This is a genomic window from Marinobacter sp. L-80 (assembly GCF_056859395.1).
In genome coordinates, this window is sequence record NZ_JBSXOI010000066.1 from 90,431 (window position 1) to 115,908 (window position 25,478).

Annotated in this window: 22 protein-coding genes and 1 tRNA gene; 14 read left to right on the top strand and 9 right to left on the bottom strand. The window is 58.0% G+C overall.

Going from position 1 to position 25,478, the window contains the following annotated elements; all coding sequences use genetic code 11:
• The first annotated feature begins 36 nt into the window (after window positions 1-36).
• Window positions 37-1,020 carry a 23S rRNA pseudouridine(2605) synthase RluB gene (gene rluB / locus AC13E3_RS10810; protein WP_482902041.1) on the top strand — a complete coding sequence of 328 codons (984 nt, stop codon included), beginning with the start codon at window positions 37-39 and terminating at the stop codon, window positions 1,018-1,020.
• 3 nt (window positions 1,021-1,023) lie between these two features.
• Here rluB and AC13E3_RS10815 read toward each other — a convergent pair whose 3' ends face one another.
• Window positions 1,024-1,950 (bottom strand): GGDEF domain-containing protein, encoded by a 927-nt coding sequence (locus AC13E3_RS10815; RefSeq protein ID WP_092032880.1) that lies wholly within the window; start codon window positions 1,948-1,950, stop codon window positions 1,024-1,026.
• A 284-nt stretch (window positions 1,951-2,234) separates the two neighbouring features.
• On the opposite strand from AC13E3_RS10815, the gene AC13E3_RS10820 reads away from it, so the two are divergent.
• From AC13E3_RS10820 to AC13E3_RS10840, 5 genes are all read left to right on the top strand, one after another.
• Window positions 2,235-2,918, top strand: a complete 684-nt coding sequence (locus AC13E3_RS10820) for a GntR family transcriptional regulator (protein ID WP_092032883.1) — start codon at window positions 2,235-2,237, stop codon at window positions 2,916-2,918.
• 1 nt (window position 2,919) lies between these two features.
• On the top strand, window positions 2,920-6,414 hold the full coding sequence (smc, locus tag AC13E3_RS10825; RefSeq protein WP_482902042.1) for a chromosome segregation protein SMC: 3,495 nt from the start codon (window positions 2,920-2,922) through the stop codon (window positions 6,412-6,414).
• Between the two features lie 122 nt (window positions 6,415-6,536).
• The gene (zipA, locus tag AC13E3_RS10830; protein ID WP_092032889.1) at window positions 6,537-7,550 is read left to right on the top strand and encodes a cell division protein ZipA; all 1,014 of its coding nucleotides are present in this window, start codon (window positions 6,537-6,539) and stop codon (window positions 7,548-7,550) included.
• Between the two features lie 73 nt (window positions 7,551-7,623).
• Complete coding sequence (gene ligA, locus AC13E3_RS10835) at window positions 7,624-9,660, top strand: NAD-dependent DNA ligase LigA (RefSeq protein ID WP_288367410.1); 2,037 nt, start codon at window positions 7,624-7,626, stop codon at window positions 9,658-9,660.
• 144 nt (window positions 9,661-9,804) lie between these two features.
• Window positions 9,805-12,555 (top strand): hypothetical protein, encoded by a 2,751-nt coding sequence (locus AC13E3_RS10840; protein ID WP_482902043.1) that lies wholly within the window; start codon window positions 9,805-9,807, stop codon window positions 12,553-12,555.
• A 12-nt stretch (window positions 12,556-12,567) separates the two neighbouring features.
• Here the strand turns inward: AC13E3_RS10840 and AC13E3_RS10845 are convergent, their stop codons facing one another.
• The 3 genes from AC13E3_RS10845 to AC13E3_RS10855 form a co-directional block, all read right to left on the bottom strand.
• On the bottom strand, window positions 12,568-13,200 hold the full coding sequence (locus AC13E3_RS10845) for a CBS domain-containing protein (protein WP_008174418.1): 633 nt from the start codon (window positions 13,198-13,200) through the stop codon (window positions 12,568-12,570).
• 73 nt (window positions 13,201-13,273) lie between these two features.
• Window positions 13,274-15,172: a bifunctional tRNA (5-methylaminomethyl-2-thiouridine)(34)-methyltransferase MnmC2/FAD-dependent 5-carboxymethylaminomethyl-2-thiouridine(34) oxidoreductase MnmC1 gene (gene mnmC / locus AC13E3_RS10850; RefSeq protein WP_482902044.1), complete on the bottom strand. Its 1,899-nt coding sequence runs from the start codon at window positions 15,170-15,172 to the stop codon at window positions 13,274-13,276.
• 4 nt (window positions 15,173-15,176) lie between these two features.
• A complete protein-coding gene (locus tag AC13E3_RS10855) occupies window positions 15,177-15,788 on the bottom strand; it encodes a peptidylprolyl isomerase (protein WP_482902047.1) in 612 nt (203 codons plus the stop codon).
• A gap of 227 nt (window positions 15,789-16,015) precedes the next feature.
• Between AC13E3_RS10855 and AC13E3_RS10860 the strand changes: the two genes are divergently transcribed.
• The gene (locus AC13E3_RS10860) at window positions 16,016-16,765 is read left to right on the top strand and encodes a cyclic di-GMP-binding domain-containing protein, MshE-related (RefSeq protein WP_014576942.1); all 750 of its coding nucleotides are present in this window, start codon (window positions 16,016-16,018) and stop codon (window positions 16,763-16,765) included.
• A 38-nt stretch (window positions 16,766-16,803) separates the two neighbouring features.
• Here the strand turns inward: AC13E3_RS10860 and AC13E3_RS10865 are convergent, their stop codons facing one another.
• From AC13E3_RS10865 to flgA, 3 genes are all read right to left on the bottom strand, one after another.
• On the bottom strand, window positions 16,804-17,274 hold the full coding sequence (locus tag AC13E3_RS10865; RefSeq protein WP_482902045.1) for a flagella synthesis protein FlgN: 471 nt from the start codon (window positions 17,272-17,274) through the stop codon (window positions 16,804-16,806).
• Window positions 17,275-17,281: 7 nt separating this feature from the next.
• The gene (gene flgM / locus AC13E3_RS10870) at window positions 17,282-17,608 is read right to left on the bottom strand and encodes a flagellar biosynthesis anti-sigma factor FlgM (protein WP_482902046.1); all 327 of its coding nucleotides are present in this window, start codon (window positions 17,606-17,608) and stop codon (window positions 17,282-17,284) included.
• Window positions 17,609-17,781: 173 nt separating this feature from the next.
• Window positions 17,782-18,483 (bottom strand): flagellar basal body P-ring formation chaperone FlgA, encoded by a 702-nt coding sequence (gene flgA, locus AC13E3_RS10875; protein WP_008174432.1) that lies wholly within the window; start codon window positions 18,481-18,483, stop codon window positions 17,782-17,784.
• Between the two features lie 188 nt (window positions 18,484-18,671).
• On the opposite strand from flgA, the gene AC13E3_RS10880 reads away from it, so the two are divergent.
• From AC13E3_RS10880 to AC13E3_RS10905, 6 genes are all read left to right on the top strand, one after another.
• Complete coding sequence (locus tag AC13E3_RS10880; protein WP_405419402.1) at window positions 18,672-19,601, top strand: chemotaxis protein CheV; 930 nt, start codon at window positions 18,672-18,674, stop codon at window positions 19,599-19,601.
• Between the two features lie 37 nt (window positions 19,602-19,638).
• Entirely contained in the window at window positions 19,639-20,466 is an 828-nt protein-coding gene (locus AC13E3_RS10885; protein WP_405419405.1) for a CheR family methyltransferase, read from the top strand.
• Window positions 20,467-20,469: 3 nt separating this feature from the next.
• On the top strand, window positions 20,470-21,666 hold the full coding sequence (locus AC13E3_RS10890; protein WP_405419408.1) for an MFS transporter: 1,197 nt from the start codon (window positions 20,470-20,472) through the stop codon (window positions 21,664-21,666).
• Complete coding sequence (locus AC13E3_RS10895; RefSeq protein ID WP_405419411.1) at window positions 21,666-22,283, top strand: flavin reductase family protein; 618 nt, start codon at window positions 21,666-21,668, stop codon at window positions 22,281-22,283. The genes AC13E3_RS10890 and AC13E3_RS10895 overlap by 1 nt, the downstream gene beginning before the upstream one ends.
• A 20-nt stretch (window positions 22,284-22,303) precedes the next feature.
• The gene (locus AC13E3_RS10900) at window positions 22,304-23,203 is read left to right on the top strand and encodes a LysR family transcriptional regulator (protein WP_405419413.1); all 900 of its coding nucleotides are present in this window, start codon (window positions 22,304-22,306) and stop codon (window positions 23,201-23,203) included.
• Window positions 23,204-23,313: 110 nt separating this feature from the next.
• On the top strand, window positions 23,314-23,679 hold the full coding sequence (locus AC13E3_RS10905; RefSeq protein ID WP_104271048.1) for a DUF7352 domain-containing protein: 366 nt from the start codon (window positions 23,314-23,316) through the stop codon (window positions 23,677-23,679).
• 28 nt (window positions 23,680-23,707) lie between these two features.
• On the opposite strand, the gene AC13E3_RS10910 is transcribed toward AC13E3_RS10905, so the two are convergent.
• Together AC13E3_RS10910 and AC13E3_RS10915 are read right to left on the bottom strand one after the other, a co-directional pair.
• Window positions 23,708-24,367, bottom strand: coding sequence for a cupin domain-containing protein (locus AC13E3_RS10910; RefSeq protein WP_405419416.1), 660 nt, complete (start codon window positions 24,365-24,367; stop codon window positions 23,708-23,710).
• A 66-nt stretch (window positions 24,368-24,433) separates the two neighbouring features.
• A complete protein-coding gene (locus AC13E3_RS10915) occupies window positions 24,434-24,964 on the bottom strand; it encodes an isochorismatase family protein (RefSeq protein WP_008174446.1) in 531 nt (176 codons plus the stop codon).
• A gap of 205 nt (window positions 24,965-25,169) precedes the next feature.
• On the opposite strand from AC13E3_RS10915, the gene AC13E3_RS10920 reads away from it, so the two are divergent.
• Window positions 25,170-25,260, top strand: a tRNA-Ser gene (locus AC13E3_RS10920).
• The last annotated feature ends 218 nt before the right edge of the window (window positions 25,261-25,478 follow it).

Genomic DNA, 25,478 nt, shown 5'->3' on the forward strand with positions numbered 1-25,478 from the left:
CATTCGGGTGTCAGTCAGATACTAAGGATTGATTTCATGGCGGCAGAACGCCCCAACAAACCAGCCAGACCAGCCAAGGACAACGCGAGCCAGGGTGGGCCAGAGCGTATTCAGAAATTGCTTGCCCGCGCGGGCATCGGTTCGCGCCGGGAAATTGAAGGCTGGATGGAAGCCGGCCGCCTGCTGGTCAACGGGCAACCTGTGGCGCCCGGGCAAAAAGCGACTGTTGAGGATCGCTTCGAACTCGACGGCAAGCGACTGGAAGTGTCCGGTGCGGCGGAAGTGATGCGCCGGGTACTGATTTATAACAAGCCGGAGGGTGAGGTTACCACTCGAAAGGATCCTGAGGGGCGGCCGACGGTGTTTGATCGTTTGCCACGCCTCAAGGAGCACCGGTGGATTTCCATCGGACGGCTGGATATCAATACCACGGGTCTGGTGCTCTTCACCACAGACGGCGAGTTGGCGAATCGCCTGATGCACCCGTCCAACCAGATTGATCGGGAATACGCGGTACGGATCTTCGGGGAAGTGGACGATGCGATGATCGAGCGCCTGCTTCAGGGCGTTCTCCTGGAAGATGGCATGGCCAAGTTCACCGATATCTCTCCGGCCGGCGGTAGCGGTATAAATCGCTGGTTCCACGTGACCTTGCTGGAAGGGCGCAATCGGGAAGTGCGTCGTCTTTGGGAATCCCAGGGTGTTCGCGTCAGTCGGCTGAAGCGCGTGCGCTACGGGCCGATCTTCCTGCCGAGCAGGCTGATCGTAGGAAAATGGGAAGAGCTGGATCAGCGCGCAGTAGACACCCTGAGCCGCACGGTTGGTCTCGAAGCGGTTGAAATTCCGCAGAAAACACCAAATGAGAAAGCGGCCCACGACCGTCAGAGGCGGAAAAGCCCTGGCCGGTCCGGTAAGAAAACACCCGGTAACAAATGGGCTGTCAGCGACACCAAACCTGCCAAACCAGCCGGGCGTGCTCCCCGGCCAGATAGAGCCCGAAGCAAGACGCCCCGGGGCTGAGCGTTACGAAATAGTGGCAAACACCCGGGTGCAGTTACGGCCCTGGTGTTTGGCACGATAGAGGGCCTCGTCCGCCCTTGCCAGCCAGGCCTGGGGTGCCTCCTTGGGCAGGAAGGTGGCAACGCCACAACTCGTTGTGACCCTCAGTTCCTTCTCTCCGCCATCAACCCGGATAGCGGCGATCGCCTCGCGAACGCGCTCTGCAACATCCCTGGCATCCTGCTCCGAGGTATGCGGGAGCAGGATAGCAAACTCCTCGCCGCCAAAGCGGTAGACTGAATCCGAGGTTCGGATCGACTTTTCGATCTCGCATGCGGCCAATTGCAGAAGATGGTCGCCAACCACATGGCCGTGAGTGTCGTTCACCGTCTTGAAGTGGTCCAGATCGCAGAGGACGAGCGAGTAGGGCTCGCCATGGCGCTCTGATAACAGGCTGGAGCGTTGCAGAGCGTCGTCCAGGGCGCGTTTGTTGGGTATGCCGGTCAGGGAATCTGTCAGAGATGCCTGCTCAATGGCCACGTACTGGCAGGCGTTGCGAATCGGGCAGATCGCCGCACTCAGAACCATTTCGACGCCTTCCAGCTCCTGTTCCGAGAACCTCTGCCGACGTTGCAGTACCAGGGTCCCATAATTGACACCTTCGAGACTCAGCCGGTACTCGCAGCGGTGTGGGCCCCCCATGCCTGTGGCATAGACGAAATCCTGTTTCCCGATCCGGTGCCGGTAGTTGAGCGCACTGAATGGAACAATAGCGACCAGCTCTTCGGCCAGGATCGCCAGCTGCTGTTCCAGCGACAGGGTGGTGGACAGCCGGCGCGTCAGCCTGGTGAGTACATCCGGCGTATTGTTCCAGTCCTGGTGTGCCTGACGCAGCGCGGCCAGTTTCTGGGGCTGGGAAGGAGACTGATGGATCGACGGTATGTTTTTCACTACGGTTCACTCTGTCGCAGAAGTTTACAGTGCTTTGCGTGTGCAAAGCAGAAACCGTGCCCAGTCATAAAAAGCTAACAAAAACAGCGAGTAACGAGGCTAAAATCACTTGGTTTCTGATTTTTCGGCTGTCGTTCCCGATTTGCCGTCAAAAAACCGGCAGTGATTTGCCGCGATGTTCCCGGGCTGTGCAAAATGTCAGACAAGGGGTGGGGCTATAGATTCCCTGTGGTAAACTTCTGCGTTTGAAATCGTGCCGTCTTCAGGAATGAGTGACCAACTTTATGAGGTTTCAGGCCCCGGAAAGTCTGTCTGAACAAATTGCCCAGCATCTGGGTCAACGAATCATCACGCGAGATCTCAAGCCCGGCGAACGCATTCAGGAATTGAAGGTGTCGGGAGAACTGAATGTCAGCCGTGGCTCCGTTCGGGAAGCACTGCTCATTCTGGAACGCCGTCATCTGATCGAGATTTTCCCCCGGCGGGGTGCGGTGGTGTCCAGCCTGACGCCAGAAAGCGTCAACAGCCTCTACGACATCTATATCGACCTCCTCTGCATGCTTGGGCGCAAGGTACTTGAGCGCTGGTCTGGCAGGGAGCTCGGCGGTGTCATGGGCCAGGTCCGTGAATTACAGGCAGTCATTGATGCCCTTAACGCCACCAGTGCCGACGCCGCCGAGCAGGTTATTGATGCGGGTTTCGGGGTTATGCGTTACGCCTACGGCCTGGTCGAAAACCCGTTTCTGGAAGAAACCCTCGAGAATTTCAGACCGGCCATCAGCCGCACCTATTTTGTGGCGCTGGAACACTTCCGGGAAGAAATCGGTGAAACGGCCACCTTCTTTCGGCAACTGGCGGATGCCGCCGTCAACGACGACACTGATCGGCTGCAAGCCGTTATCCAGGCCTTTGGGGAGCACCAGCGGCAGCAGGTGTTGACGATCCTCCGGCAGGAAGCGAGCGCCTGATATGCGTCTGAAGTCCATCAAACTGTCCGGCTTCAAATCGTTCGTAGATCCCACCACGGTTCCGTTCCCCTCCAACATGACGGCCGTGGTCGGCCCCAATGGGTGCGGCAAGTCCAACATCATCGATGCGGTGCGTTGGGTCATGGGCGAGAGCTCCGCCAAGTACCTGCGCGGCGAATCCATGACAGACGTTATTTTCAATGGTTCCAGTGCAAGAAAGCCTGTGGGACAGGCCTCTATCGAACTGGTGTTTGATAACAGCGATGGTTCCGCGCCCGGTGAATTCGTGAAATTCAACGAAATCTCCGTTCGCCGCCGCGTTTCCCGGGAAGGGCAGTCCGAATATTTCCTGAATGGCTCCAAGTGCCGGCGTCGCGACATTACAGACCTGTTCCTCGGCACCGGTCTCGGCCCGCGGAGCTATGCCATCATTGAACAGGGCATGATTTCCCGGCTGATTGAGGCCAAACCGGAAGAGCTTCGGATCTATATTGAAGAAGCGGCCGGCATTTCAAAATACAAGGAGCGGCGCCGGGAAACGGAGAACCGTATCCGCCGGACCCAGGAAAACCTGGAGCGTCTGACCGATTTGAGGGAAGAGCTGGGCCGCCAACTGCAACACCTGGAGCGTCAGGCAGCCGCAGCCGAGAAGTACAAGGCCTACAAGCAGGAAGAGCGCCAGAAAAAAGCCGAACTGACGGTGCTGCGCTGGCAATCCCTCGACAATGACTTGCAAGCCTGGCGAGGCAAGATCCGGGATACCGAGCTCGAGCTTGAGAAATACCTCACCGAGCGGGTCAGCCTGGAGACCTCCCTGGAATCCCTGCGCGACAATCACCAGGAACGGACCGAGCATTTCAACCGGGCACAGGCACGCTATTACGAAGCCGGGGCCGATATCGCCCGTATTGAGCAGAGCCTCGAACACCAGCGTGAACGCAGCCGGCAAATGGCGGCTGAGCTGGACCAGGCCATGGCGAACCAGAGAGAACTGGCCCGCGAGCTGGAGCAGGATGAGGACAAGCTTGCGGGAATCCAGGAAGAACTCGACATGATGGAGCCGGAGCAGGAAGCGCTGGCAATTCGCTCCGAGGAGTCTGGTGAGAAGTTGCAGCAGGCCGAAGACGCAATGAGTGACTGGCAGCACCAGTGGGAAGACTTCAGTGCCCGTTCATCGGACGCGCGGCGCCAGGCAGAGCTGGCCCAGTCCAGAATCCGCTCGCTTGAGGATGCCATTGAGCAACTGCTGGCCCGCCAACGCAAGCTTCAGGACGAACAGGAGTTGCTGGAAGGTCAGATGGACCGCGCCGAGCTCGAAGACCTGCTGGAACAGCAGGAAACCCTGGAGCTGAAGCGCGAAGAGGCGGCCGAACGGATTGCATCCGTTCAGGACGAGCTCTACGAAGCCCGGCAGCAACAGCGTGATGCCGAGCAGGCGCTCTCTGAAGAACGCCAACGGGTGCAGAGCCTTCGTGCGTCCCTGGAGTCCCAGCAATCCCTTCTGGATGAGCAGATGGGGGCCGGGGATGATGTTCTGCAATCCTGGCTGTCACAGAACGCCCTCAGCGATATGCCCCGGGTGGCCAGCCAGCTTCAGATTACCGATGGCTGGGAGTTTGCTGTCGAACAGGTTATTGGGCGTTTTACCCAGGGTCTCTGCCTTCCCGATATTGATCAGCTCTCATCCGCCATGAAAGAAGCGCCAAAGGGGTTGGCGCTGGTGGAGGCAGAAGCCACAGACGGCAGTGAGCGTTCCGGGTTGGCGGCCAAGGTTTCCGGAGTGCCGGGAATTGCCTCGTTGCTTCGCGGCATCGATACCGTCGAAACCGTCTCTGACGCCATGGGTATGCGATCGGGGCTTCGGGACGGTCAAAGCCTGATGACACCCGAGGGCGTCTGGATATCCCGGGAGTGGGTCCTGATGCCGGACTCTGATGCCGGCCAGGTCGGGGTGATTGAGCGGCAGAAGAAGGTGACCGAACTGACCGCGCAACTGGCCGAGGCGGAGGAGTCGCTGGAGGCGGCTACCGAACGGCTGGAAGAGCTCCAGGAACGGGCAGAGCGTTCGGAAGCAGCCCGGGATGAGGCCCAGACCCGTCTGAGCGAGGCAGATCGTGAACTGAGCACCCTGGCGTCCAGGGTCAGCGGCCTACGAGCACGTGCCGAGCAGATTGATGCCCGTCTGCAGCGAATCCGGGACGATATCCAGGACGTGTCCGAAAACCTCGAGGGCCAGAAAGAGAGTCTTCAGGATGCCCGGGAAGACTGGCAACTGGCGCTGGCTTCCACCGAAGACAGCGATGAAGAGAAAGAGCGGTTGCTGGAGCAGCGCGATACCTTGCGCGAAAGCCTGGATCGGCTTCGCCAGGAGGCCCGGCACGACCGCGACCACGCGCATCAGCTGCAGCTCCAGCTGCAGACCCTGCACAGTCAACGTGACGGCCTCAGGCAGACGATTGATCGGATGCAGTTGCAGAAGGAGCGTATCGACGAGCGCCTGGAGATTCTGAGGGAGTCCCGGGAAAGCGCCGAAGAGCCCATCGAAGACCTGCAGATGCAGCTCGAAGGGCTGCTGGACCGGCGATTGGCGGAAGAGGAAAAGCTGGGCGCTGCTCGCGACGCGCTGGAAGAGATTGATCGGGAAGTGCGGGAAAAGGAACAGGGCAGAAGCGGAACCGATCATCGCATTCAGGAAGTCCGGTCCCGACTCGAAAAACTGAAAATGGAGTCCCAGGCCCTGGAAATCCGTTCCGGGAACCATGTCGATCAGCTCAAGGAGCTGGACGTAAAACTTCAGGATATCCTCGCCCAGTTGCCCGAGGGTGCGAATGAAAAAGACTGGGCAGACGAACTGGAGCGAATCGGCAACCGAATTCAGCGCCTGGGCGCGATTAACCTGGCGGCCATCGAGGAATATCAGGTTCAGAGTGAGCGCAAGACCTACCTGGATTCCCAGCATGAAGACCTGATGGAAGCCCTGGAAACACTGGACAACGCCATACGGAAGATTGACCGGGAAACCCGGCAACGCTTCAAGGAAACCTTTGACCAGGTGAACGGCGGTCTGCAGGCGCTGTTCCCGAAGGTTTTCGGAGGCGGTAACGCCTATCTGGAGCTAACCGGCGAGGATCTTCTTGAAACCGGCGTTGCGATCATGGCCAGGCCGCCCGGCAAGAAGAACAGCACCATCCACCTGTTGTCAGGTGGTGAAAAGGCCCTTACGGCTATCGCCCTGGTTTTTTCGATTTTCCAGCTGAACCCGGCACCCTTCTGTATGCTGGATGAGGTAGATGCGCCGCTGGATGATGCCAACGTGGGTCGCTATGCCAACATGGTCAAGGAAATGTCGAAACAGGTTCAGTTCATCTACATTACCCACAACAAGATTGCCATGGAGATGGCGGATCAGTTGATGGGGGTAACCATGCATGAACCGGGTTGCTCGCGCCTGGTGTCGGTGGACGTGGACGAGGCTGCGGCGCTGGCGGAGGCTTGAGGCTGGTCAGAAATCGGGCAACCATGACAAAAACGCCATCTGGCCCGGGTGTGCGTTGTATTCATTACGGGCTTTTCTTAGAGTAGCAACGTTACGGGATCTGCAAACAGGACAGCAGCACTATGTCACTTAGGGAATGGTTAATTGCCATCGGTACCCTGGTTATTATCGGCATTGTCATTGATGGCGTGCGCCGCATGCGGCGTGCCCGGAAGGAATCCATGGCAATCTCATCGGGCATGGGCGCCGATGAGCTCGAGGATTCGCCACTCGATGACGAGTACAACCCGGAGTTGCCCAACGGCGGCGCACGAACCATCTCCCGCGACACACTCGAAGAACGTGGCTATGTAAAGCGTGAAAAGCCCAGCCGATTTGGTTCTCCGAAACCCAAACCGACCCGCCCGGTAACAGCTGCTGCCAGGGAAGAACATCGGGAGTCGCCAGAACCGGATCTGCATCCGGAGCCGGAAAGCGAGCCGGCTGCCGGGTATCACGATGAACCCGTTGAGTCGGATCCCGATTTCAGGTTGTCCAGTCATGAGCCTGAAGAAACCGAGCTCGAATCAGGTTGGGGGGCCATCGAAGATGAGGCGGAAGCAGTCCCGCCTACGGTAACAACCGAAGTAGAGGAAGACACGGCACGGCGTGAACCTTCCCGAGCGGTCAGTGGTCAGCCGCTGGCAGGTGCGAATCGCCCTGAAGCCCGGGAAGTGATTGTGATCAATGTCCTGGCCAAGAGCGGTGAAGACTTCAAGGGGGTGGCCCTGAAGAAGTTGTTCGAAGCCTGTGGTCTGGAGCACGGTGATATGGACATTTATCACCGGCACGAGGAGTCCGATACCACCAGCCCGGTCCAGTTCAGTGTTGCCAATGCCGTGGAACCCGGCACGTTCAAGCCGGGCGATATGCCGACCCTGGCCACGCCCGGTATCAGTTTCTTCATGAGTATGCCCGGGCCCACCAATGCGCTGCAGGCGTTTGACTTCATGCTTGAGACAGCCCAGGCCGTGGTTCGTAACCTTGGCGGCGAGCTTAAGGATGAGCGCCGGAGCGTGATGACCCCTCAGACAATCGAGCACTGCCGCCAGAGGATTCGGGAGTTCGAGCGCAAGCAACGTTCCCAGCGAGTCTGAAACCAGGCGGTAAAAGAAGGCCAGATGCCCGGTTTGTTCCGGGCATTTTTTTGAGAGACGAGAGTGCCAGTCCATGAGCAAAGCCACGCCCGACATCATTCAGCGTGTTGAAGAACTCCGTTCGGCGATTGATGACCATAACTACCGCTATTACGTGCTGGATGACCCGCGTGTTCCAGATGCGGAATACGACCGGTTGTTCCGGGAATTGCAGGGCCTGGAAACCGATTATCCGGAGTTGGCTTCGGACACGTCGCCCACGCGGCGGGTTGGCAGCGCCGCGGAAACCAGCTTTGAGGAGGTAGTGCACAGGCTGCCCATGCTGTCGCTGGATAATGCGTTCAGCGAGGACGAACTTCGTGACTTTGACCGGCGGGTAAAAGATCGGCTCGGTATCACTGAGGACGTGGAGTATGTCTGTGAACCGAAGCTGGACGGGCTGGCGGTGAGCCTGCACTACGAGAATGGCGCCCTGACGACCGCCGCCACCCGGGGGGATGGCTATTCCGGGGAGGACATAACCGCCAATATCCGAACCATTCCCTCGGTGCCGCTGAAGCTCCGTGGCGACGACGTGCCCGATCTGGTGGAGGTCCGCGGCGAAGTCTACATGCCGAAGGACGGTTTCGAGCAGCTTAATCGCCGCCTGGCGGAGCGTGGCGAGAAGACCTTCGTTAATCCCCGTAATGCGGCGGCCGGCAGCCTCCGGCAGAAAAAATCGACAGTAACCGCCAGACGCCCTCTCGAAATGTGCGCCTACAGCGTTGCGGTAACCGACGAAAGCCTCTTGCCGGATACCCAGTGGGAGGGGCTCAAGAGAGTCCAGAGCTGGGGTTTCCGTATTAATCCCGAGATGCGCAAGGCCAAGGGCGCGGAGGAATGCCTTGAAGCCTACAGCGAGCTGATGGACAAACGGGACGGACTCCCCTACGAAATCGACGGTATCGTCTTCAAGGTGAACCGGCTTGACCAGCAAAAGGCCCTGGGTTTTGTATCCCGGGCCCCTCGTTGGGCGATTGCCCAGAAGTTTCCGGCTCAGGAGGAACTCACGGTTATCGAGGACGTGGAATTCCAGGTCGGTCGTACTGGCGCGGTTACCCCGGTTGCGAGGTTAAAACCCGTGTTCGTGGGCGGTGTAACGGTGAGCAACGCCACCCTCCATAACATGGACGAAATTCGCCGACTGGATGTTCATATCGGCGATACCGTGTTCATTCGCCGCGCCGGAGATGTGATTCCGCAGGTAGTCAAAGTGGTGGCCGAAAAACGCCCCTCAGGCGCCCGGGAAGTAGAATTGCCCCGACAGTGCCCGGTGTGCGACTCGGATGTTATCCAGATCGAAGGTGAAGCCGTTGCCCGCTGCTCTGGGGGCCTGTTCTGCCCCGCGCAGCGAAAGGAAGCCATTCGCCACTATGCCTCCCGCAAAGCCCTCGATATTGAGGGCCTTGGAGACAAGTGGATAGATATCATGGTGGATCAGGGCATGGTGGAAACCGTTGCCGATCTGTATCGCCTGACCACCGACGACCTGGTGAAACTTGAGCGAATGGGAGAAAAGTCGGCGGCCAATCTGGTGGCTGCCATTGATCGGGCCAGAAACCCCGTGCTCTGGCGGTTCCTTTATGCCCTTGGCATCCGGGAGGTGGGGGAGGCCACCGCTAAAGCCCTGGCGGGCCACTTCGGAACTCTGGAGGCCATTGCTGCAGCGGATGAAGAGAGCCTTCAAACGGTTCCGGATGTCGGGCCGATCGTTGCGGGTCATATCTGTAGCTTTTTCGAGCAGACCCACAATCGCGAAACCCTGGATGCCCTGCGTGAAGCCGGTGTGAGGTGGCAGGAAGAGGAAGTCCGGGAGGGAGAGAAGCCTCTGAAAGGCCAGACCTGGGTGCTGACCGGTACGCTTTCCGGAATGACACGGGACGAAGCCAAAGAGAAGCTGGAATCCCTTGGAGCCAAGGTGGCCGGAAGCGTTTCTAAAAAGACGGCCTGCGTGGTGGCTGGCGAGGCCGCCGGTTCCAAACTGGCCAAGGCTGAACAGTTAGAGGTACCTGTTCTTGATGAAGCCGGGCTGGTGGCGTTGCTGGAAGAGCACGGCCTGGGCGCGGGCTAACCGAATCTGAGAACTCGCGCAGATCCCCTGCGTATCAAATTGGCTACCATGGCGTTGTTCTGTAACGGTGTGTAAACCGCCCGGTGTTCATGTTTCATCCGGGTGGTCGCTGCCATAACAACAACGATTGAAACGGATTTTTTCATGGGCGCCGATTTTCTCTCCCGCATTCATCCTGTTCGCCAACTTGCCGTTCTGGCCCTGCTTTCACTGGGGCTTGCTGCGTGCAAGACGGAAAAGGATCCCGACCAGCCCACAATCCTTGGCGTACCGCCGGTGTTCGCCTATCTCGGTGTTGAATACTCCTACAACTTCGGGGCCTACGGTGGCGAAGATATCCTTGATTATTCCCTGACCAATGCGCCGTCCTGGCTGGCGCTAGAGGACACCAGTAACAAGGCCCGCCAGGGCATCATTATGCGCGGTGTCCCCGGTCTCTCCGGCGGTAGTCGAGGAGAGGCGGACCTGGGCAAGACCGAAGGCATCAATCTGGTAACAACCGACGGCCGCATGGCTGGCGCCCAGCCGTTCGATATTGATGTGAAATATAATGTCATGTCTCTGGATGCAGAGCCGTTTACGGAAGGTGAAAGCCCGGAAATCCCTGCCAGTAACCGTGAACAATGTACCTTGCCTGATCTTGAAACCGAAGGTGAGCACAGCGTTACCATCAATCTCTACAACGATGACGGCTCCGTATCCGGTACCAGGGAGCTGACACTTCCGACGCGCCGCGTCTTCGTCAAGGTTACCCTGGATCAACCGTCGGTAACCCGGGTAGCGGTAGCTTTTGAGCTTTTGTCTGACTATGACGCATCCAGTTGCGACGTCGGATTCTCGCCTCCACACCAGAACTGCGATCACAGTGCCTCCAATGCGGGAGATGCCATCCTCGGCACGGACATTGTCGGGTTGGGCAGCAACAGTTCATTGCCTCCCGATGAGACGGGGGAAAGCGAGCTGGACTATATCGACTATGAGCTTGACGAACAGGGTTTCTATACGCGCGGTGTGATCACACTTGAGCCGGGTATTACCGAGTGTTATCTGCCATTGGAGGTGGTCGAGGACAGCTTTGCCGAGCCCGTCGAGTCCCTTCGCCTGGCACTGACAGAAGTGCGATCCGGTCTGGCCGGTCTTGGCAGCGGTAACGGTGGTGTCGTTACCAATTTGTCCATTCAGGACAACGAGCCGGTTCTGTCGCTGGAAACTGTAAACGGTGGCGGCAGGGATACGCTGAACGTGGGTGCTGTGCGCGAATACGTCGCGAGACTCTCTGGAGACAGAGACCGGGATATTTTTGCGAAGCTGAGCCACACCGAAGACTCCACCGCACGTCTCGAATCCGAGTTCGTTATCGAGCGACTGGAAGACGGAAACTGGGTTGAGAATGACGAACTGATTTTTCCAGAAGGGACCGATGAAGTGCCTTTCCGGATTCGGGTACCGGAGGCTGGCTATGCCAACCCGGCCTTCAGTGACCGGTTTATCCTGCTGGGCCTCAACGAGAACTTCCAGGCCGGTCGAGAGGATTATGCCCGGGCGGAGGCTGAAAACCTGATCCGGGTCAGCCTCAACGAGCTGACGTCTCCGCTTGCTCTGAACCCTGGCGACGGCTTTGTGGCCACAGACATCTCGATGGGCCATGACGGCAGGCTGTTCGTTGCCGGCTACGACACCCAGGATAACGACCGGGTGCTGGTGCGGATTTTTGACCAACGAGGCACTCAGTTGCAGCAGGTTGACATATCCTCTGCGAGCGACAGCCTGAGCGCTCCGGATCCGGTCATAAACGTGGTGCAGCGGAAGGTGACCGAGGGTGGGACCAAGGTAGACCGGTTCGAATTTGTCGTGGCCTACAGCACCGATCAGTCGGTGGCGGGAACGTCCGGTCTGGGCCGCCTGGATTCAGTGACATCGCTTTACTGGTTTGATTCCGCCACCAACGGTGGCGAATACGTTCCCACCTGGACCATCCGGACCGGAACGGATGCTGATGATCAGGTTCGCTGGGCCGGAATCAACCGTGACACCGGCTATGTCATCCTGGCCGGGGAAACGGAAGGTGTGTTTGATCAGCAGCAGGGATCGGGCGGCAGGGACAGCTTCCTGCAGCGAATTGATACTGAACTGGACGGCAACACGCAGCAGCCTGCGGTTGCCTGGACCCGCCAGGCCGGCTCAGCAGCCGATGACCGTGTTGCCGGCGGCAGCACAGAATCTGTGAACCCCGGGTTGTTTGGTTCGGCCGCGGGATCTGTGGAAGGCGCTTCAGTCATCGGCGGCATTGATGCCTTCTTCTTTAACGCCTCCAGTGCCACCAGCGAACTTGATGTCAAACAGGTTGGCACCACTGGCGATGAACCGGTTTCCAACGGACTGTATACCGGTAGCACGCTCTGGCTGATTGGTGCCAGTGATGGATCCTATTCTGTGCTGGAGCAGGACGAGGAAGACCCCGTTCTGGAGAGGGAGGCGCTTTCCAGTGCTGCCGGGTTCCTGCTGGGATATTCAGCCGCCGGGAATGTCAGTCGGGCCTTCACCCTGAATGACGAAGACGATCAGTCCAGCGAGGCATTTCTTGGGTTGGCTGATTTCGATGGCGACATGGTTGTGGCGGGTACCACGAACGGCGACTTCGCCAGCGGCGGTGTGGTGTCCGGAATGGAGCAGGGCATCGCTGCCCGGGTATCGCTGGTTACAGAACCGGAGACGGAAGAGGAAGAGTCGGAATTCAGAAACAACTGGCGATACCAGCTTGCGGCCGATGACTCTGCCATAGTGGATCTCGAAAACTACCGCGATGACGAAATACCTGCATTAACCCGAGTCGGCAACAACTGGTATGTGCTTCTCTTCAGTCCAGAGGGAGAACTGTTGACGCCTCTGAATTAGGGAACGTGGGGGCTACACCGTTCCCTGATGGCGGCCTGAGCTGGCGTAGAGTCGCAGGTAGTCCGTGCTGGTAACAATTCCGGAGGCGGCGCCTTTCGCATCTACCACCAGGGCGGCATTGAGCTGGTGGGCCAGCATAAGTCTGGCAAGCTGGTGGGCATCGGTCTCGGGTGAGGCTGTCAGGAAGGCGGGCAACTCGATGTGAACCAGGCTCTGGCTCATGGCATCGGCTTCATTCTCGTGAAGCCAGCCCAGGAGCCAACGCAGGTCGACAAGGCCGGCAACGTTGTTGTCCGCCATGATCACAAGGTGGTGCACCTGGTGCTCGTCCATGACGGTTAAAGCCTCAGAAATCGTTGCAGACGCCGGAACGGAATACAGGGTTTGAGACGAGATGCTGGATACCGGCAGATACGGGCGGTCTTCACGGCGCTCGCCAGCGGCCGCCGCGCCGTATTCCTCCAGTGCTTTGTAGCGACCGGCATTGGCGGCCTGCTGGAACTCGGCGTCCGTTGCCTCACTTCGGCCAGGATTGATGCTCTGGGTTTCTGCCAGCTCTGTAACATCACCCACGGGCCTTGCCCGGAATGTTTCCGGTAGCCGGGTTCCGACCGGGCGGCCGGGTTCGCTGACAAAAATGGACATGGGTTCTCTCCGTGACTATGCCACCATTTCGATGGTTATCGGCAGTCTGACCGGAAACTTCAGCTGGAGTTTATTACGAAACCACCACATTCGTCTGATAGAGGCGTCGGGTTTCAAGGCGTTTGGCCAGGTTCGCGGGAAGGCAGGGAGGTTGTCCGGTGAGCAAGTCAGCCAGATATTCGGCCAGGAGCGGTGCGTAGGTCAGTCCTTTGCTGCCAAGGCCAGTAAGGAGGTAAAGGCTATCGAGATCGCCGCTCTCGCCGTCGAAAACGGGTCCGGCCACCGGCTGGTAGTCATGGGTGGTGCATCGGAAGGCAACCCGGCCACTGAGTTCCTCCCCGCGAAGCGCATCGCTTTCATCGGAAAACACCGCAGGCAGCATCGAGCCGAGTTCGTCGATGTTCTCGTTATGACTTTCCACGGTGGGCAATGGGTTGTTATCACGTAGATCGAAGGTTGCGCCGGTTACGGCAAACTCGCCCAGTGCAGGGTTCAAATACCGGTTACCACAGATAACGGCCGTTGGGCCTCTGAGAGCTGTCGCTGGCAGGTGGCTAACCTGGCCACGAATGGCTTTCAACCGGAAACGACCCTTTGTCGGGATAAGCTCCGGGCTGAGATGGCCCGAGCAGATGACCACCCGGTCAGCGGTGATCGATCTGTTGTTTTCCGTCGAAATGCTCCATGTGCCGTCCGAACGCCGAAGATTGTTGACCTCGCTATGGAACACCGTGGATATCAGCGGGTGGTTCGCCAGTTCCTTGCAAAGGTTTGCGGGTTCGAGCCAGCCACTGCCGGGGAACCAGAGCCCGCCCGATTCCGTTGGCACGCCTGTCAGGGCGCTGGCCTGTTCCCGGGTCACCGGGTAAAAGATACTCCGGGGGTAGTCGTTCCTTTGGAGAAACCTCCGCTGCCGGTCCGCTTCCTGGGGATTGTGGGCCAGCTGTAGCAGGCCGGTCGGATGCCAGTGCTGGTCGCGCCAGTTGTGGTAGAAACGCTGCGCGAACGAGAGTGCTGTGAGCGCCAGCTCGGTCTGGTCGTTGAACTCTACGCCCAGCTTCACATACAGGGCGCCCTGGGCGTTGCCCGAGGCTGCTGCACCCGGGCCATGGGCGTCGATCAGTGTTACCGGGTATCCCCGGTCTGCCAGGTTTCTTGCCAGTGCGCAGCCGGCAACACCTGCGCCGATGATTAAGATCGATTCCTGTTGTTCCGTGGGAGCCGTTTTGATGGGTGCCGGGTTCTCCGCGACAAGAACGCCTTTCAGCATATCCCGTTTGCGACCGTATCCGGCGGTTTTTTCCATCCGGAATCCGGCCCCCATCAAGGCCCGACGAATCCGGCCAACGGAGGTAAAGGTCGCCAGAGTTGTACCCGGCCTGCTGTGTGCACGGATCTTGTTGATGATGTTTTCCAGCCACATATCCGGGTTGCGGGACGGAGCGAACCCGTCCAGAAACCAGGCGTCGGCTTGAAAATCCAGGGATTGCCAGGCGTCGTTAATGTCGCCGAAAAATAGCGTCAGTCGAACCTGCCCCCCGGCCAGGACCAGCCTGTGTACCCCACGCACCAGGGGTGGGTAATGCAGAAGCAGTTCGTCGGCCAGCGCAGCCAGTTCGGGCCACTGTGCCAGGGCCCGGGCCAGGTCCTCGTGGGTGAGGGGGAAACGTTCAACGGAAACGAAGTGCAGCGTCGCCGCATGGGCCGGAGCGTGTCGCTGCCAGGCTTGCCAGGCGGCGAGAAAGTTCAGGCCGGTTCCAAAGCCGTTTTCGGCAATAACGAAATTGCCGCCCTCGGGAATCTGTGCGAAACGTTCGGGCAACTGGTTGTGTTGCAGGAAAACGTAGCGTGTTTCCTCGAGACCATTGTCACGGCTGAAATAGACATCGCCGAACCGGATGGACTCCGGGACGCCGTCGTGCCAAGCCAGTTCAGCGGGCTCTATTCCGGGCGGCAGGGGAGCACGGTCCACGGTGTCAGCCTTTGGGGTCGACCACGGTGACGGTTTCGATGATCACAGGTTCAACCGGCACATCGGCCATCCCCTGTTTGCGGGTGGTCTGTTTGCGGGCAATGGCATCGACAACGCCCATGCCCTCGATCACCTTGCCAAAAACCGCATAACCCGGGCCGCGAACTCTGGCGTTCAGGAACCCGTTGTCGGAAAGGTTTATAAAGAACTGGGACGTGGCGGAATCAGGCGCACTGGTGCGAGCCATCGCAATGGTTCCACGAAGGTTCGGCAGTGTCTCTTTCGCTTCATTGCGGATAGGGGCCCGAGTGGACTTGCGGGAGAGATCCCGGGTGAAACCGCCGCCCTGGATCATGAACCCGGGTATAACCCGATGGAAGATGGTGCCGTCGAAAAAACCGTCTTCGGCGTACTGCAGGAAATTGTCGACCGTTTCGGGCGCAACATCCGGGCGAAGCTGAAGCTCGATAGCGCCTTCACTGGTCACCATGCGGACCTTTGGAAGTGGATCACTGGCCGGCTGCTCATTGGTTTGCGCCTGCACCGCGGCAGTCGGCATGAGCAGGGCGAACGCCATAAGCAATACGGGAGTCACAGTTTTCAGGGGTTTTACCATGTTTGTCATTTGCAGCCGTTCTCCGTGTTATTAGCAGGTGTGTTTCCTGCGACAATTCGGCGAATTCTGTTATCAGGTGCCAGATCTTACCAGATGGTGATGGTAAAACGGGCACTGCATCCACGCACATCGTTGTGTGATCGGCTAACCTTCCCGATATCGGAAGTCATGGATCACACTGGCCGGGCCGGGTTGTACGGTTTTCACTGTTTAAAAGGAGACACTGGGTGAGAATCCGTCAGGGATTTGAAGAGAAATCACGCCTCGGGCGATTGCTTATCAATCGTGGGTATCTGTCTGAGGGGCAGGTCAACGAAGGCCTCAGGCTTCAGCGCGAAACCGGACAGCGCCTGGGTGAGGTATTTATCCAGGCGGGCTGGATCAGCGAGAAGGAGCTGCATCGTGTCCTCAAGCACCAGTCCCGCTATCGCAACGCTGCCGCCCTGGTAACAGCGGTCACGCTGCCATTCCAGCCCCTGGTAACCTTTGCGGCCAGCAATTCGGCCGAGGCGTCACAGGCAACGCTGGAAGCCGGCGAACTTTATGAGAGAGGCAATCTTGCCCTCATGAGTGAAGCCGAGCTGGCGGCGATTTCGGGTCAGGGCGATCCGACCCTGCTGCAGCGCATTGGTATTGTCAGCAATATGGCGGAGAACCCCGCAGGAAATGGGGAGCAAGGCACCGAGGCATCCGCAGATGTTATTGAAGGTCTCAAGCTTTCCGCCAATATCTTCGTGCCGGTTCTGAACTTTCTGGATTCAGATCTCAGCATTTCCGGCGTGCACTATCGTGAAGGGGAGCCACGTTATCGGGTAAGAGAAGATGGCGCCCTGATGCTGGCGTTCCCTGAGCGCATCGAGGAAATCCGGATGGACAATATACGGGTTACGGGAGGCCAGGGAGCTTCAATGGGCAACGTGAGCATTCACGACATCCGGTTTCATCCCGACTCCCAGATGACCATCTACACCCGATGAAGTGGAAAGCATGGCTCGGCAGAGCCATGCGTCCGGGCTCAGGCGCTGGCGAGCACCGTGCTGCTTGATACCGTGGTCTGCTGACCCTGTGCACCGTACAGCTTTTGCTGGCCGGTGGCGCCGCGAAAAATATCGGTGAGTCTCGACAAACGCTTTTGCAAGTGGCTGATCACGCGACCATTGGTCTGGTTCAGCGTCTGACAGGTTCGCAGCTTCTGGTCCGCTTCCTGCCAGAGTTCGAAGAGATCCGAGAATCCGGCGCTGCGAATAAAGCGGGAAGGCTCGCCACCTTCGGGGCGATATCCCATTTGTACGAGCGTTCGGATTTTCTGTTTGGCGCGTTCGCGGACTGCACCGAGGAGATCGTTCTTTTCTCTGGTCAGGGCGTCCAGCTGGCGGAGGTCGGAATTCGCAAGGCAGGTCTTTTCCTTGCCAAGAACGTCAGCCAGTGTTTCAAGCTGGCTGATATCCTGGGAAAGAAGGGTCTTCAAATCATCAATTGCGGCCATGGTCTACTCACCCGAAAATGCTTTCATCCATCTCAAGCATTTTCTGGGCCAGCTTCTCGGCGTCAATCTTGTACGTGCCATTTTCAAGGGCGGAACGAATCTGCTCGATGCGGTCGTCATCCATATCCGGATAATCGCCCAGCTTTTGTTCGAGCTGCTTCAGGTTCTTGGCCTGATTGCTCAGGCTGACGTTCTCACCACGGGCCCCCTGGGCCTGTGTCTTCGCCTGTTCGTTGGATGCCGGCTGGGTATTCTGTGCGCCGGAGCTTTTGTCGGCCGTGGTTCTCTGGGTGTTGACCTGGCCGGGGCCAATTCCATTTAAGTCAACTGACATATCTGTACCTGCTTGCCTGTCGCGCCACGAATGCGGCGCTTACTCGAGTTTATGTCTTCTTAACGGCGGCGCCGCGAAAACCTTTAGTACTTTTAGCACTTTTTTTCATCTGCGTTTACGACCGGTTTTGCGGCATTCACTTGCCGCTCCGGCAAGCCTCTGCCGCACGCGGCTCACATCGGAATTTCCACGTGGCCCGGCGCGACAACGCTGGCTCTTATCGTGCGCGATGAGCGCAGGTTCTCAACCAGAACCTGTTCGCCAACGCTGGCGCTTGCCAGGGCTTTGCCCCGGGAACGTACTGAAAATCCACCGGTTTTGGCGGTGATGATAACATGATCGCCCCGTTCGACCGCATTCGGGGCCGAAAGCATGTCTGGTGTAACGAGCGAGCCGGCATTCACTGCGCGCCGCACTTCCATGCCAATTGCCTGCTTCGAGTCCGTAATCACGCCACGTCTGGATGAATTGATTTCAACAGACTGTTTCGCAAGCAGCCCTTCGGTTATTCGCTCTCCACGTGTGAGTGGCCTCGCTGCCACCAGGGCTGGCCCATGGATAGAGACTGAAGCGGTGACAAACATTCGCCATGGACGGGTTCCTTCGCAGGCTACCTGCAACGACGGGCTGGTGCTTTTCCATGGATCCCCGCTGAACTCTACACTCAAAGGCTTTTCGCACTCGGCGAGAGCGAGGCGGCTGTCGATGGAACCGGGTTCGAAGGAAACGGTGTAGCCATGCTCGGCCTGTTCAGACGCAAAGCTGTCCAGAAACGCCAGGGTCGCTTTCTGAATCTGTTCGGCCGTCGTTCCAGCAAGGAGCGGCGTGCTCAGGCCAGACATTAGCAGTAGTAGGGCGAAATTCGTGATGCGCATACGTATCAGTTTGTCCTATGCTGTCAACAACAGGGCAGAAAAGCCCGAATCAGGCTAAGGATTCGGTAAAAGTGGCCGTTAAATGGGCTGACCCACCCCTGATATGACGGGTTTCCGTCGATCAGGCTATTATTCAGTGAACAGCAAGATATATGCCGTTGTAATTCCGGCAAGCCAGGAGAATCGAAATGGCAGGGGTTTTGGACAGTGTCAACCAGCGCACTCAGATGGTCGGAAAGAACCGCCTCGAGCTGCTTCTATTCCGTCTCAGGGGGCGTCAGATCTACGGGATCAACGTGTTCAAGGTGAAAGAGGTTCTGCAGTGTCCGAAGCTGTTCTCCCTGCCCAACAGCCGCCCGGTCGTTCGAGGCGTAGCCCATAGCCGGGGCGAGACTATCCCCATTATCGATCTGAGCATGGCAATCGGTCTGCCCGGTATCCCGCAAGAAGAGCTCTCCACCAGTTTCGTCATCATCACTGAATACAATCGCAAAACGCAGGGTTTCCTGGTGAGCGGTGTCGAGCGAATCATGAACATGAACTGGGAAGAAATCCTGCCGCCACCCAAAGGTGCCGGCAGGGATGTCTATCTAACCGCTGTCACGAAAATAGATGATAAGCTTATTGAAATCATTGATGTGGAGAAGATTCTTTCAGAAGTTTCTCCGCTTGCGGAGGACGTGACCGAAGCCGTCCTGAGTAAGAGCGCGGAGCGCGTGCCCGGACATCTACCCGTGTTGGTGGTGGATGATTCGTCCGTGGCCCGGCGCCAGATACAGCGGTGTCTCACCGCAATCGGCATGGAAGTGGTGCTGAAAAATGACGGCAAGCAAGCATTCGAATATCTGAAAGAAATAACGGCGGACGGTTCGCGGGCCAAAGATCACTTCTCATTGATCATCTCCGATGTCGAGATGCCGGAAATGGATGGCTATACCCTGGTTACCAAGGTGAAAAGTGACCCGGCCCTGGCAGATATGTTTGTTATGCTCCACACCTCACTCAGCGGTGTGTTCAACCAGGCCATGGTGAAAAAGGTCGGGGCCGACGACTTTATGGCAAAGTTCAGTCCGGACGAACTGGCAGAGCGGGTGATGGAAATCATCGACCAGGGTTGATGGAGCCGCTCAAAGATTCACTCAGAACAGAGACCCAATGAAAGCGGAAATAACGCCACAGGAATATGAAGCCTTCAAATCGTTCCTGCAGGATGCCTGTGGGATTTTACTGGGCGAGAACAAACAGTACCTGGTAAAAAGCAGGTTGCGCAGGATTCTCGAAGAGAACAGCCTGAGCACCCTGGGTGAACTCCTTGAGCGCCTCAAGCGTCCCGGCCGGGGCGGCCTAAAGGAAGTGGTCATCGATGCGATGACAACCAATGAGACGCTGTGGTTCCGTGACAATCATCCTTTCCGGATACTTCAGGAAAAGCTGCTTCCTGAATTCGCTGAACGCAGTTCGGGCCAGCCTCTTCGGATCTGGTCGGCGGCCTGTTCAACCGGCCAGGAACCATACTCCATCGCCATGATCGTGGAGGAGTTCCGGCGGGCAAGGCCCGGCAAGCTTCGCGATGTGAAAATTACTGCCACTGATATCTCCAAAAGCGTTCTCGAAGTCGCCCGCAAGGGCGAGTACGAGATGATTGCCATTGGCCGGGGCCTTTCACCGGAGCGACAAAAGCAGTTTTTTACCCCGTCCCTCAATGGTGGCTGGCAGATCAAGCCGCAGATCAAGAGCATGGTGGAGTTCAAGGAATTGAACTTGCTGGAGCGTTACATGCTCGGTAAGTTTGATATCGTGATGTGCCGGAATGTTCTGATCTATTTCTCTGCGGATCTGAAAAAGGACATTCTTACCCGCATGCACGCCACCCTGAATCCGGGCGGCTATCTGGTTCTGGGTGCCTCCGAGTCGTTGAACGGTTTGCCCCATCTCTACGAGATGGTGCAGTGCCATCCCGGAATCATCTACAGGAAAAAGTAGTCCATGCCCCTCAATGTCTGGGTCCTGGTTGCCGCCCAGGCGCTGGCCATGTGCACAGCGCCCTTCATCGTTTTTATCGGCAGCATCCAGGGCCGAATGCTCGCTCCGGCCCCTGAATACGCAACGCTTCCGGTGGGTCTGGTGGTGGTTGGCACCGTGCTCGCCATCAAACCGGCCACCTGGTTGATGGAGCGCATCGGGCGCAAGCGTGTGATGCTGCTTGGCGCGATCATGGGTATCGTGGCGGGGCTGATGGGGGCGGCGGCGTCCTGGACCGGTCTGTTTTCTTTGTTGTGTCTGGCGGCTGTCGTAGGTGGTACCGGCCTTGCTGTCGTTCACCAATACCGGTTTGCAGCCATGGAGTCCGTGGCACCGGGGATGGCTGGCTCTGCCGCCGCTCGTGTGCTCCTGGGAGGCCTGGTGGCGGCCTGGCTAGGGCCGGAAGTGGCCGCCCTGGGTAGCGGCGCCGCGGAGCAGTATCCGTTTCTGATCAGCTGGGTTGCGCTGGCGGTGGTGCAGGGCGCGGCGCTGTTGATCCTTGGCGCCGGCTATCGGGCGGGCGCGGAACGGGTACAGGAATCACGGCCAGGGGGTGGACGCCCGCTGCGGGAAATTCTGTCGAATTCACTGGTCTGGGCCGCCATTAGTGCTGCTGCCATTGGCTATGCGGTCATGAGTTTCATTATGACGGCAACGCCATTGAGCATGACCGAGATGGCGGGGCATGACCTGGACGATGCCAAGCGCGTCATCCAGCTCCACATCATGGCCATGTACCTGCCGTCGCTGATCAGCGGCTGGCTGACCCGCGTTATTGGCATACCGCTGATGATGGCTGCGGGATTGCTGGCGTATCTGGGTTGCATTGCTCTGGCCGCCAGTGGCGTGAGTTTTCACCATTACCTTTCCGCCCTGTTGTTGCTCGGTATCGGTTGGAATTTCCTGTTTGTTGGCGGTACAACGCTTTTGCCCCGAGGTTACCGGGATGCAGAACGCTTCCGTGTCCAGGGCCTGAACGACATCATGGTCTTTGGTTCCCAGGCTACCGCCGCGCTGTCTGCAGGTGCCATTCTGAGCTGGCTCGGCTGGGGCGGCCTGGTCATGGTTGCAGTGCCCTTCCTGATACTTCACGGGTTGTTGATGACGTTGTGGCTGTTGCGGGACCGAGCGCCCGAGCCCGCCGTTAACGGGAGAGACTAATGCTTATAGATTTCGAGGGTATGGATCCGAAAGATGCCTACCACATCCTTACCCAGACAGTGATTCCGAGGCCAGTTGCCTGGGTGCTGAGTGAAAATCCGGATGGCGACTACAATCTGGCGCCGTTCTCGTTCTTTACGCCGATCACCAGCAATCCCCCGTTGCTGATGATTTCCGTTGGTAAAAAACCGGCGGAGGGCGTTTCGAAAGACACCCGGGTAAACATTGAAGCGAGAAAGAATTTTGTCATTCACATCGCCCACCGGGATCTCGCCGCGGCGGTCACAGAATCCTCGCGAACCTTGCCCCATGGCGAATCCGAACTGAAAAATCTTGATCTGGAGCTGTTGGATTTTGAAGGCTCGAGCCTGCCTCGGCTCAAGGACTGCCACGTGGCTTTTGCCTGCGAGCTCTACGACATCAAGGAAATCGGTGCCGGGCCCCAGTCACTGGTATTCGGAAAAGTCACCCGGGTATGGGTATCTGATGATGCAGCTCGTTACGATGACAAGAATCGCCTGACCTTCAATGGCGCTGCGATTGATCCGATCGGCCGTCTCGGGGGAAGCGAATACGTCACCTTCGGTGAAATCCTCAAAATTCCGCGGCCATCCTGAATCGGGGGCAGGGCAAAGGAATGGAACAGCTTAACCTCCGCCATCTCTACTATTTCTGGGTGATCAGCCGGGAAGGTTCGATCGCCCGAGCCAGTGAAGTCCTGGAACTGGCGCCGCAGACCCTCAGTGGCCAGCTTGCCACGTTTGAAGCCTCAGTGGGTGGGCGCCTGTTCTCCCGGGAAAGGCGCAAGCTGATCCTCACAGACTACGGCCGGCTGATCCTCGGCTACGCCGACGACATATTCGCCCTCACCGGTGAGCTTGCCGAAACCCTGCGGCTTGATCCTTCCGAGCGCCCGCTGACCCTGCGAGCCGGCGTCTCCGCGTCGATTCACAAGCTGATTGCCTACTACCTGCTGCAGCCGGCGATGGCGGGCGAGCGGTCCATCCAGCTTGAATGCCAAACCGGGCGCACCGAAGATCTTGTGCTTAGCCTGAAACGCAAGGAGCTGGATCTGGTTCTGACCGACCGGGTGCCACGGTTGCAGGAGGACGGCAATCTCACGGTACACCCTCTGGCGGGATCCAGCATGAGCCTGTTCGCCGCACCAGAGTTGGCAAGAAAGCTCAAAAAGGGGTTTCCCGAATCCCTGAATGGTCAACCGTTGCTGGCCAACGCCACGGATGCACCCTATTTCGAGCGACTGATGAACTGGTTTTCCCTGAACGGGGTTCGCATGAAACTTGTCGCCCGGGTAGATGACAGCGCCCTGATCAAGGTATTTGGCAGCCAGGGCTATGGCGTGTTCGCTGCTCCAACCTCAATCCGCGAGGAGGTCTGCCGCCAGTATGAGGTAGAGCAGATTGCCTCAATTGAAGACGTCATGGATGAATTGTTCGCCATCACTCGTGGCCGAAAAACCGCCCATGAGGGCGTCCGTGCCATTGTCGATGCCCACACGGGTGATAGTGACGCCTGATTGCATCGAAAATAACGATCTTAAAAGCTCACAAAAGCTTATTTTATCGAACTCTGTTCCTGTCCATTATGGAGTTGTGAAAGGCAGCAAACCAAAGAGGAGCAGCAGCTATGAAGACCATCCACAAATTCCGTCTGGAACCGGGCAAAGAGCCGACCACGCTCACGCTCAAAGAGGGTTACAGGGTGGTGCGCAGCGAATACATCGTGCCCCATAAGGCCGTCTACCTCTGGGTGGAGCAGCCCCTGAACGTAACCACACCAACCCTTGAGCGGCAGTTCCGAGTCGCTTATTCGGGCGAACCAGTGCCTGACAGCTTCGAATACCTCGATACCGCACTGGATCCATTTGGCCCTGAGGCGTACCACGTGTTTGCAATACCTGCCGGTGAAGAAGAGCTCTTCAATACGGCATCTAACGGTGCAAGCAACGACGCGTTCAGCAGGCAGAACTGGCAACACACAGCGATCTCTTGACCACTTCAGGGCCCTTCGGGGCCCTTTTTTATGGCGTCTCGATCGGCAGGTGGCCGGTTTTTACCCAGATGATTGTTTCCTTGTCCACGAACGGGTGATGCTGGCTCAGGTGGGGGCTCCGAATCCAGGTGCCCGCCGGGTAGCGACCATGTTCATCGCAAAACTCACCGGACAGCACAAATATCTCCTCTCCGCCGAAGTGCCGATGGGGTTGGAAAACCTCATTGGCCGGCCACTTCACCAGGGCCACATGCTCGTGCTCGAATTCGTGCAGCGGCATCACCTCAAGCCCGCCTATACCCGGCAGCCACGGCGTAGTGCGCGTATCTATGCGTACAGTGGATCCATCGCGTTCGTCGAACTGATGCAGCTTGACCAGCAGCGTGCAGCCTTCCTTGCTGAAAGGGGCGTGTCCACTGCCTGGCGGGTTCCGTAGATAAGTGCCGGCCGGGTAGTCGCCGGTCTCGTCGGAAAACACCCCATCGAGAACGAAGATTTCTTCGCCCAGGGGGTGCTCATGTCGGTTAAAGGAGGCACCAGGCTCATACCGGACCACGCTGGTCGCATGGCCACGCTCTGCTTCCTCGCGGGCAAGAGGCTTTCTCAAAACACCACCGGCAGGGCTGGGCACCCAATCCTGCTCTTCGGTGCGGATGATGACTTTCTTGGAAAAGTCCATGTTGAGCATTGCGAACCTCAAAACCACCTGAAATTGAAGTGACTAGTTACGTGGGCGCCAGCCTTCCGGATGCCTCTATTTGATCAGGGCCTGAATGTTCCGGAACTGCGGATGTTTACAATGACGCATCCATTCAAACGCCACCATCTCAAGCGTTACAATCCTGGCGCCGCTCTCGTTCAGGCGGTCCAGAGCGACGTCCCGGTCAAACTCGTTGCGTGAGCCGGTAGCATCGGCCACCACCCATACCTTGTAACCAGCATCCAGCAGGCTAAGGGCGGTTTGCATCATACACACATGGGTCTCGCAGCCACCGATTACAATGTGCTGCCGGCCCTCCGGCAACTGGTCAACGAGCCCATCGGGGCAGGCATCAAAATGGTGCTTGGCCAGGGTCTGGTTGCAGAGCTCCCGGACCGCTTCAACATTATGTCCCAGCTTGTCCGGCAGCTGCTCGGTGCCCAGCACAGGAACTTCCATGAGTCCGGCAATGGTGGCCAGCACGATGCAGCGGTCCACCACCTCGTCGCCATGGCTAATGGCCGGCATCAGCTTTTCCTGGACATCGATGAGCAACAGCGTCGATTGCTCGGCTTTCATCAGCATGAATAGTCTCTCCCCACAAACTGGATGATTATACTTGGCGTTGTACTAACGATAGTCCTGAATCTGCTCAACCGGTAAAGAGAAAACCCGTCTCGCCCGAATTTTTTTGACGATTTTCCCCGGGGGAGTTGCCAAGCGCCCGTAAAACCATTAAAGTTTGCGCCCTCAAATGAGCGACGACGTTGCTGATTTGAAACAGTTTATTGGAGAGGTGGCCGAGTGGCTGAAGGCGCACGCCTGGAAAGTGTGTAAACGTTAATAGCGTTTCGAGGGTTCGAATCCCTCCCTCTCCGCCAATACAAAACCCCAGCAGAAATGCTGGGGTTTTTTATTGGCCGATTGGCAGGGTAGAAAGAACCCTCCCGGGTTCGAGCTAGGAGTCTGCGCGGCAGAAGTGTTTTGAGCAAGTGACCCCGCCGCGTCGAATCACAGTTCGGCCCGAGAACGTATCCACAATATCCAGCCGAATAGAGTCTCGATTCTCTCTATTCAGTCAGTCAAGACGGTTATCAGC

Bases quoted from the DNA above. Each gene is read 5' to 3' on its own strand.
- rluB (WP_482902041.1), top strand. From the start codon at position 37: ATGGCGGCAGAACGCCCCAACAAACCAGCCAGACCAGCCAAGGACAAC.
- AC13E3_RS10820 (WP_092032883.1), top strand. From the start codon at position 2,235: ATGAGGTTTCAGGCCCCGGAAAGTCTGTCTGAACAAATTGCCCAGCAT.
- smc (WP_482902042.1), top strand. From the start codon at position 2,920: ATGCGTCTGAAGTCCATCAAACTGTCCGGCTTCAAATCGTTCGTAGAT.
- zipA (WP_092032889.1), top strand. From the start codon at position 6,537: ATGTCACTTAGGGAATGGTTAATTGCCATCGGTACCCTGGTTATTATC.
- ligA (WP_288367410.1), top strand. From the start codon at position 7,624: ATGAGCAAAGCCACGCCCGACATCATTCAGCGTGTTGAAGAACTCCGT.
- AC13E3_RS10840 (WP_482902043.1), top strand. From the start codon at position 9,805: ATGGGCGCCGATTTTCTCTCCCGCATTCATCCTGTTCGCCAACTTGCC.
- AC13E3_RS10845 (WP_008174418.1), bottom strand. From the start codon at position 13,200: ATGTCCATTTTTGTCAGCGAACCCGGCCGCCCGGTCGGAACCCGGCTA.
- AC13E3_RS10855 (WP_482902047.1), bottom strand. From the start codon at position 15,788: ATGGTAAAACCCCTGAAAACTGTGACTCCCGTATTGCTTATGGCGTTC.
- AC13E3_RS10865 (WP_482902045.1), bottom strand. From the start codon at position 17,274: ATGGCCGCAATTGATGATTTGAAGACCCTTCTTTCCCAGGATATCAGC.
- flgM (WP_482902046.1), bottom strand. From the start codon at position 17,608: ATGTCAGTTGACTTAAATGGAATTGGCCCCGGCCAGGTCAACACCCAG.
- flgA (WP_008174432.1), bottom strand. From the start codon at position 18,483: ATGCGCATCACGAATTTCGCCCTACTACTGCTAATGTCTGGCCTGAGC.
- AC13E3_RS10880 (WP_405419402.1), top strand. From the start codon at position 18,672: ATGGCAGGGGTTTTGGACAGTGTCAACCAGCGCACTCAGATGGTCGGA.
- AC13E3_RS10885 (WP_405419405.1), top strand. From the start codon at position 19,639: ATGAAAGCGGAAATAACGCCACAGGAATATGAAGCCTTCAAATCGTTC.
- AC13E3_RS10890 (WP_405419408.1), top strand. From the start codon at position 20,470: ATGCCCCTCAATGTCTGGGTCCTGGTTGCCGCCCAGGCGCTGGCCATG.
- AC13E3_RS10895 (WP_405419411.1), top strand. From the start codon at position 21,666: ATGCTTATAGATTTCGAGGGTATGGATCCGAAAGATGCCTACCACATC.
- AC13E3_RS10900 (WP_405419413.1), top strand. From the start codon at position 22,304: ATGGAACAGCTTAACCTCCGCCATCTCTACTATTTCTGGGTGATCAGC.
- AC13E3_RS10905 (WP_104271048.1), top strand. From the start codon at position 23,314: ATGAAGACCATCCACAAATTCCGTCTGGAACCGGGCAAAGAGCCGACC.
- AC13E3_RS10910 (WP_405419416.1), bottom strand. From the start codon at position 24,367: ATGCTCAACATGGACTTTTCCAAGAAAGTCATCATCCGCACCGAAGAG.
- AC13E3_RS10915 (WP_008174446.1), bottom strand. From the start codon at position 24,964: ATGCTGATGAAAGCCGAGCAATCGACGCTGTTGCTCATCGATGTCCAG.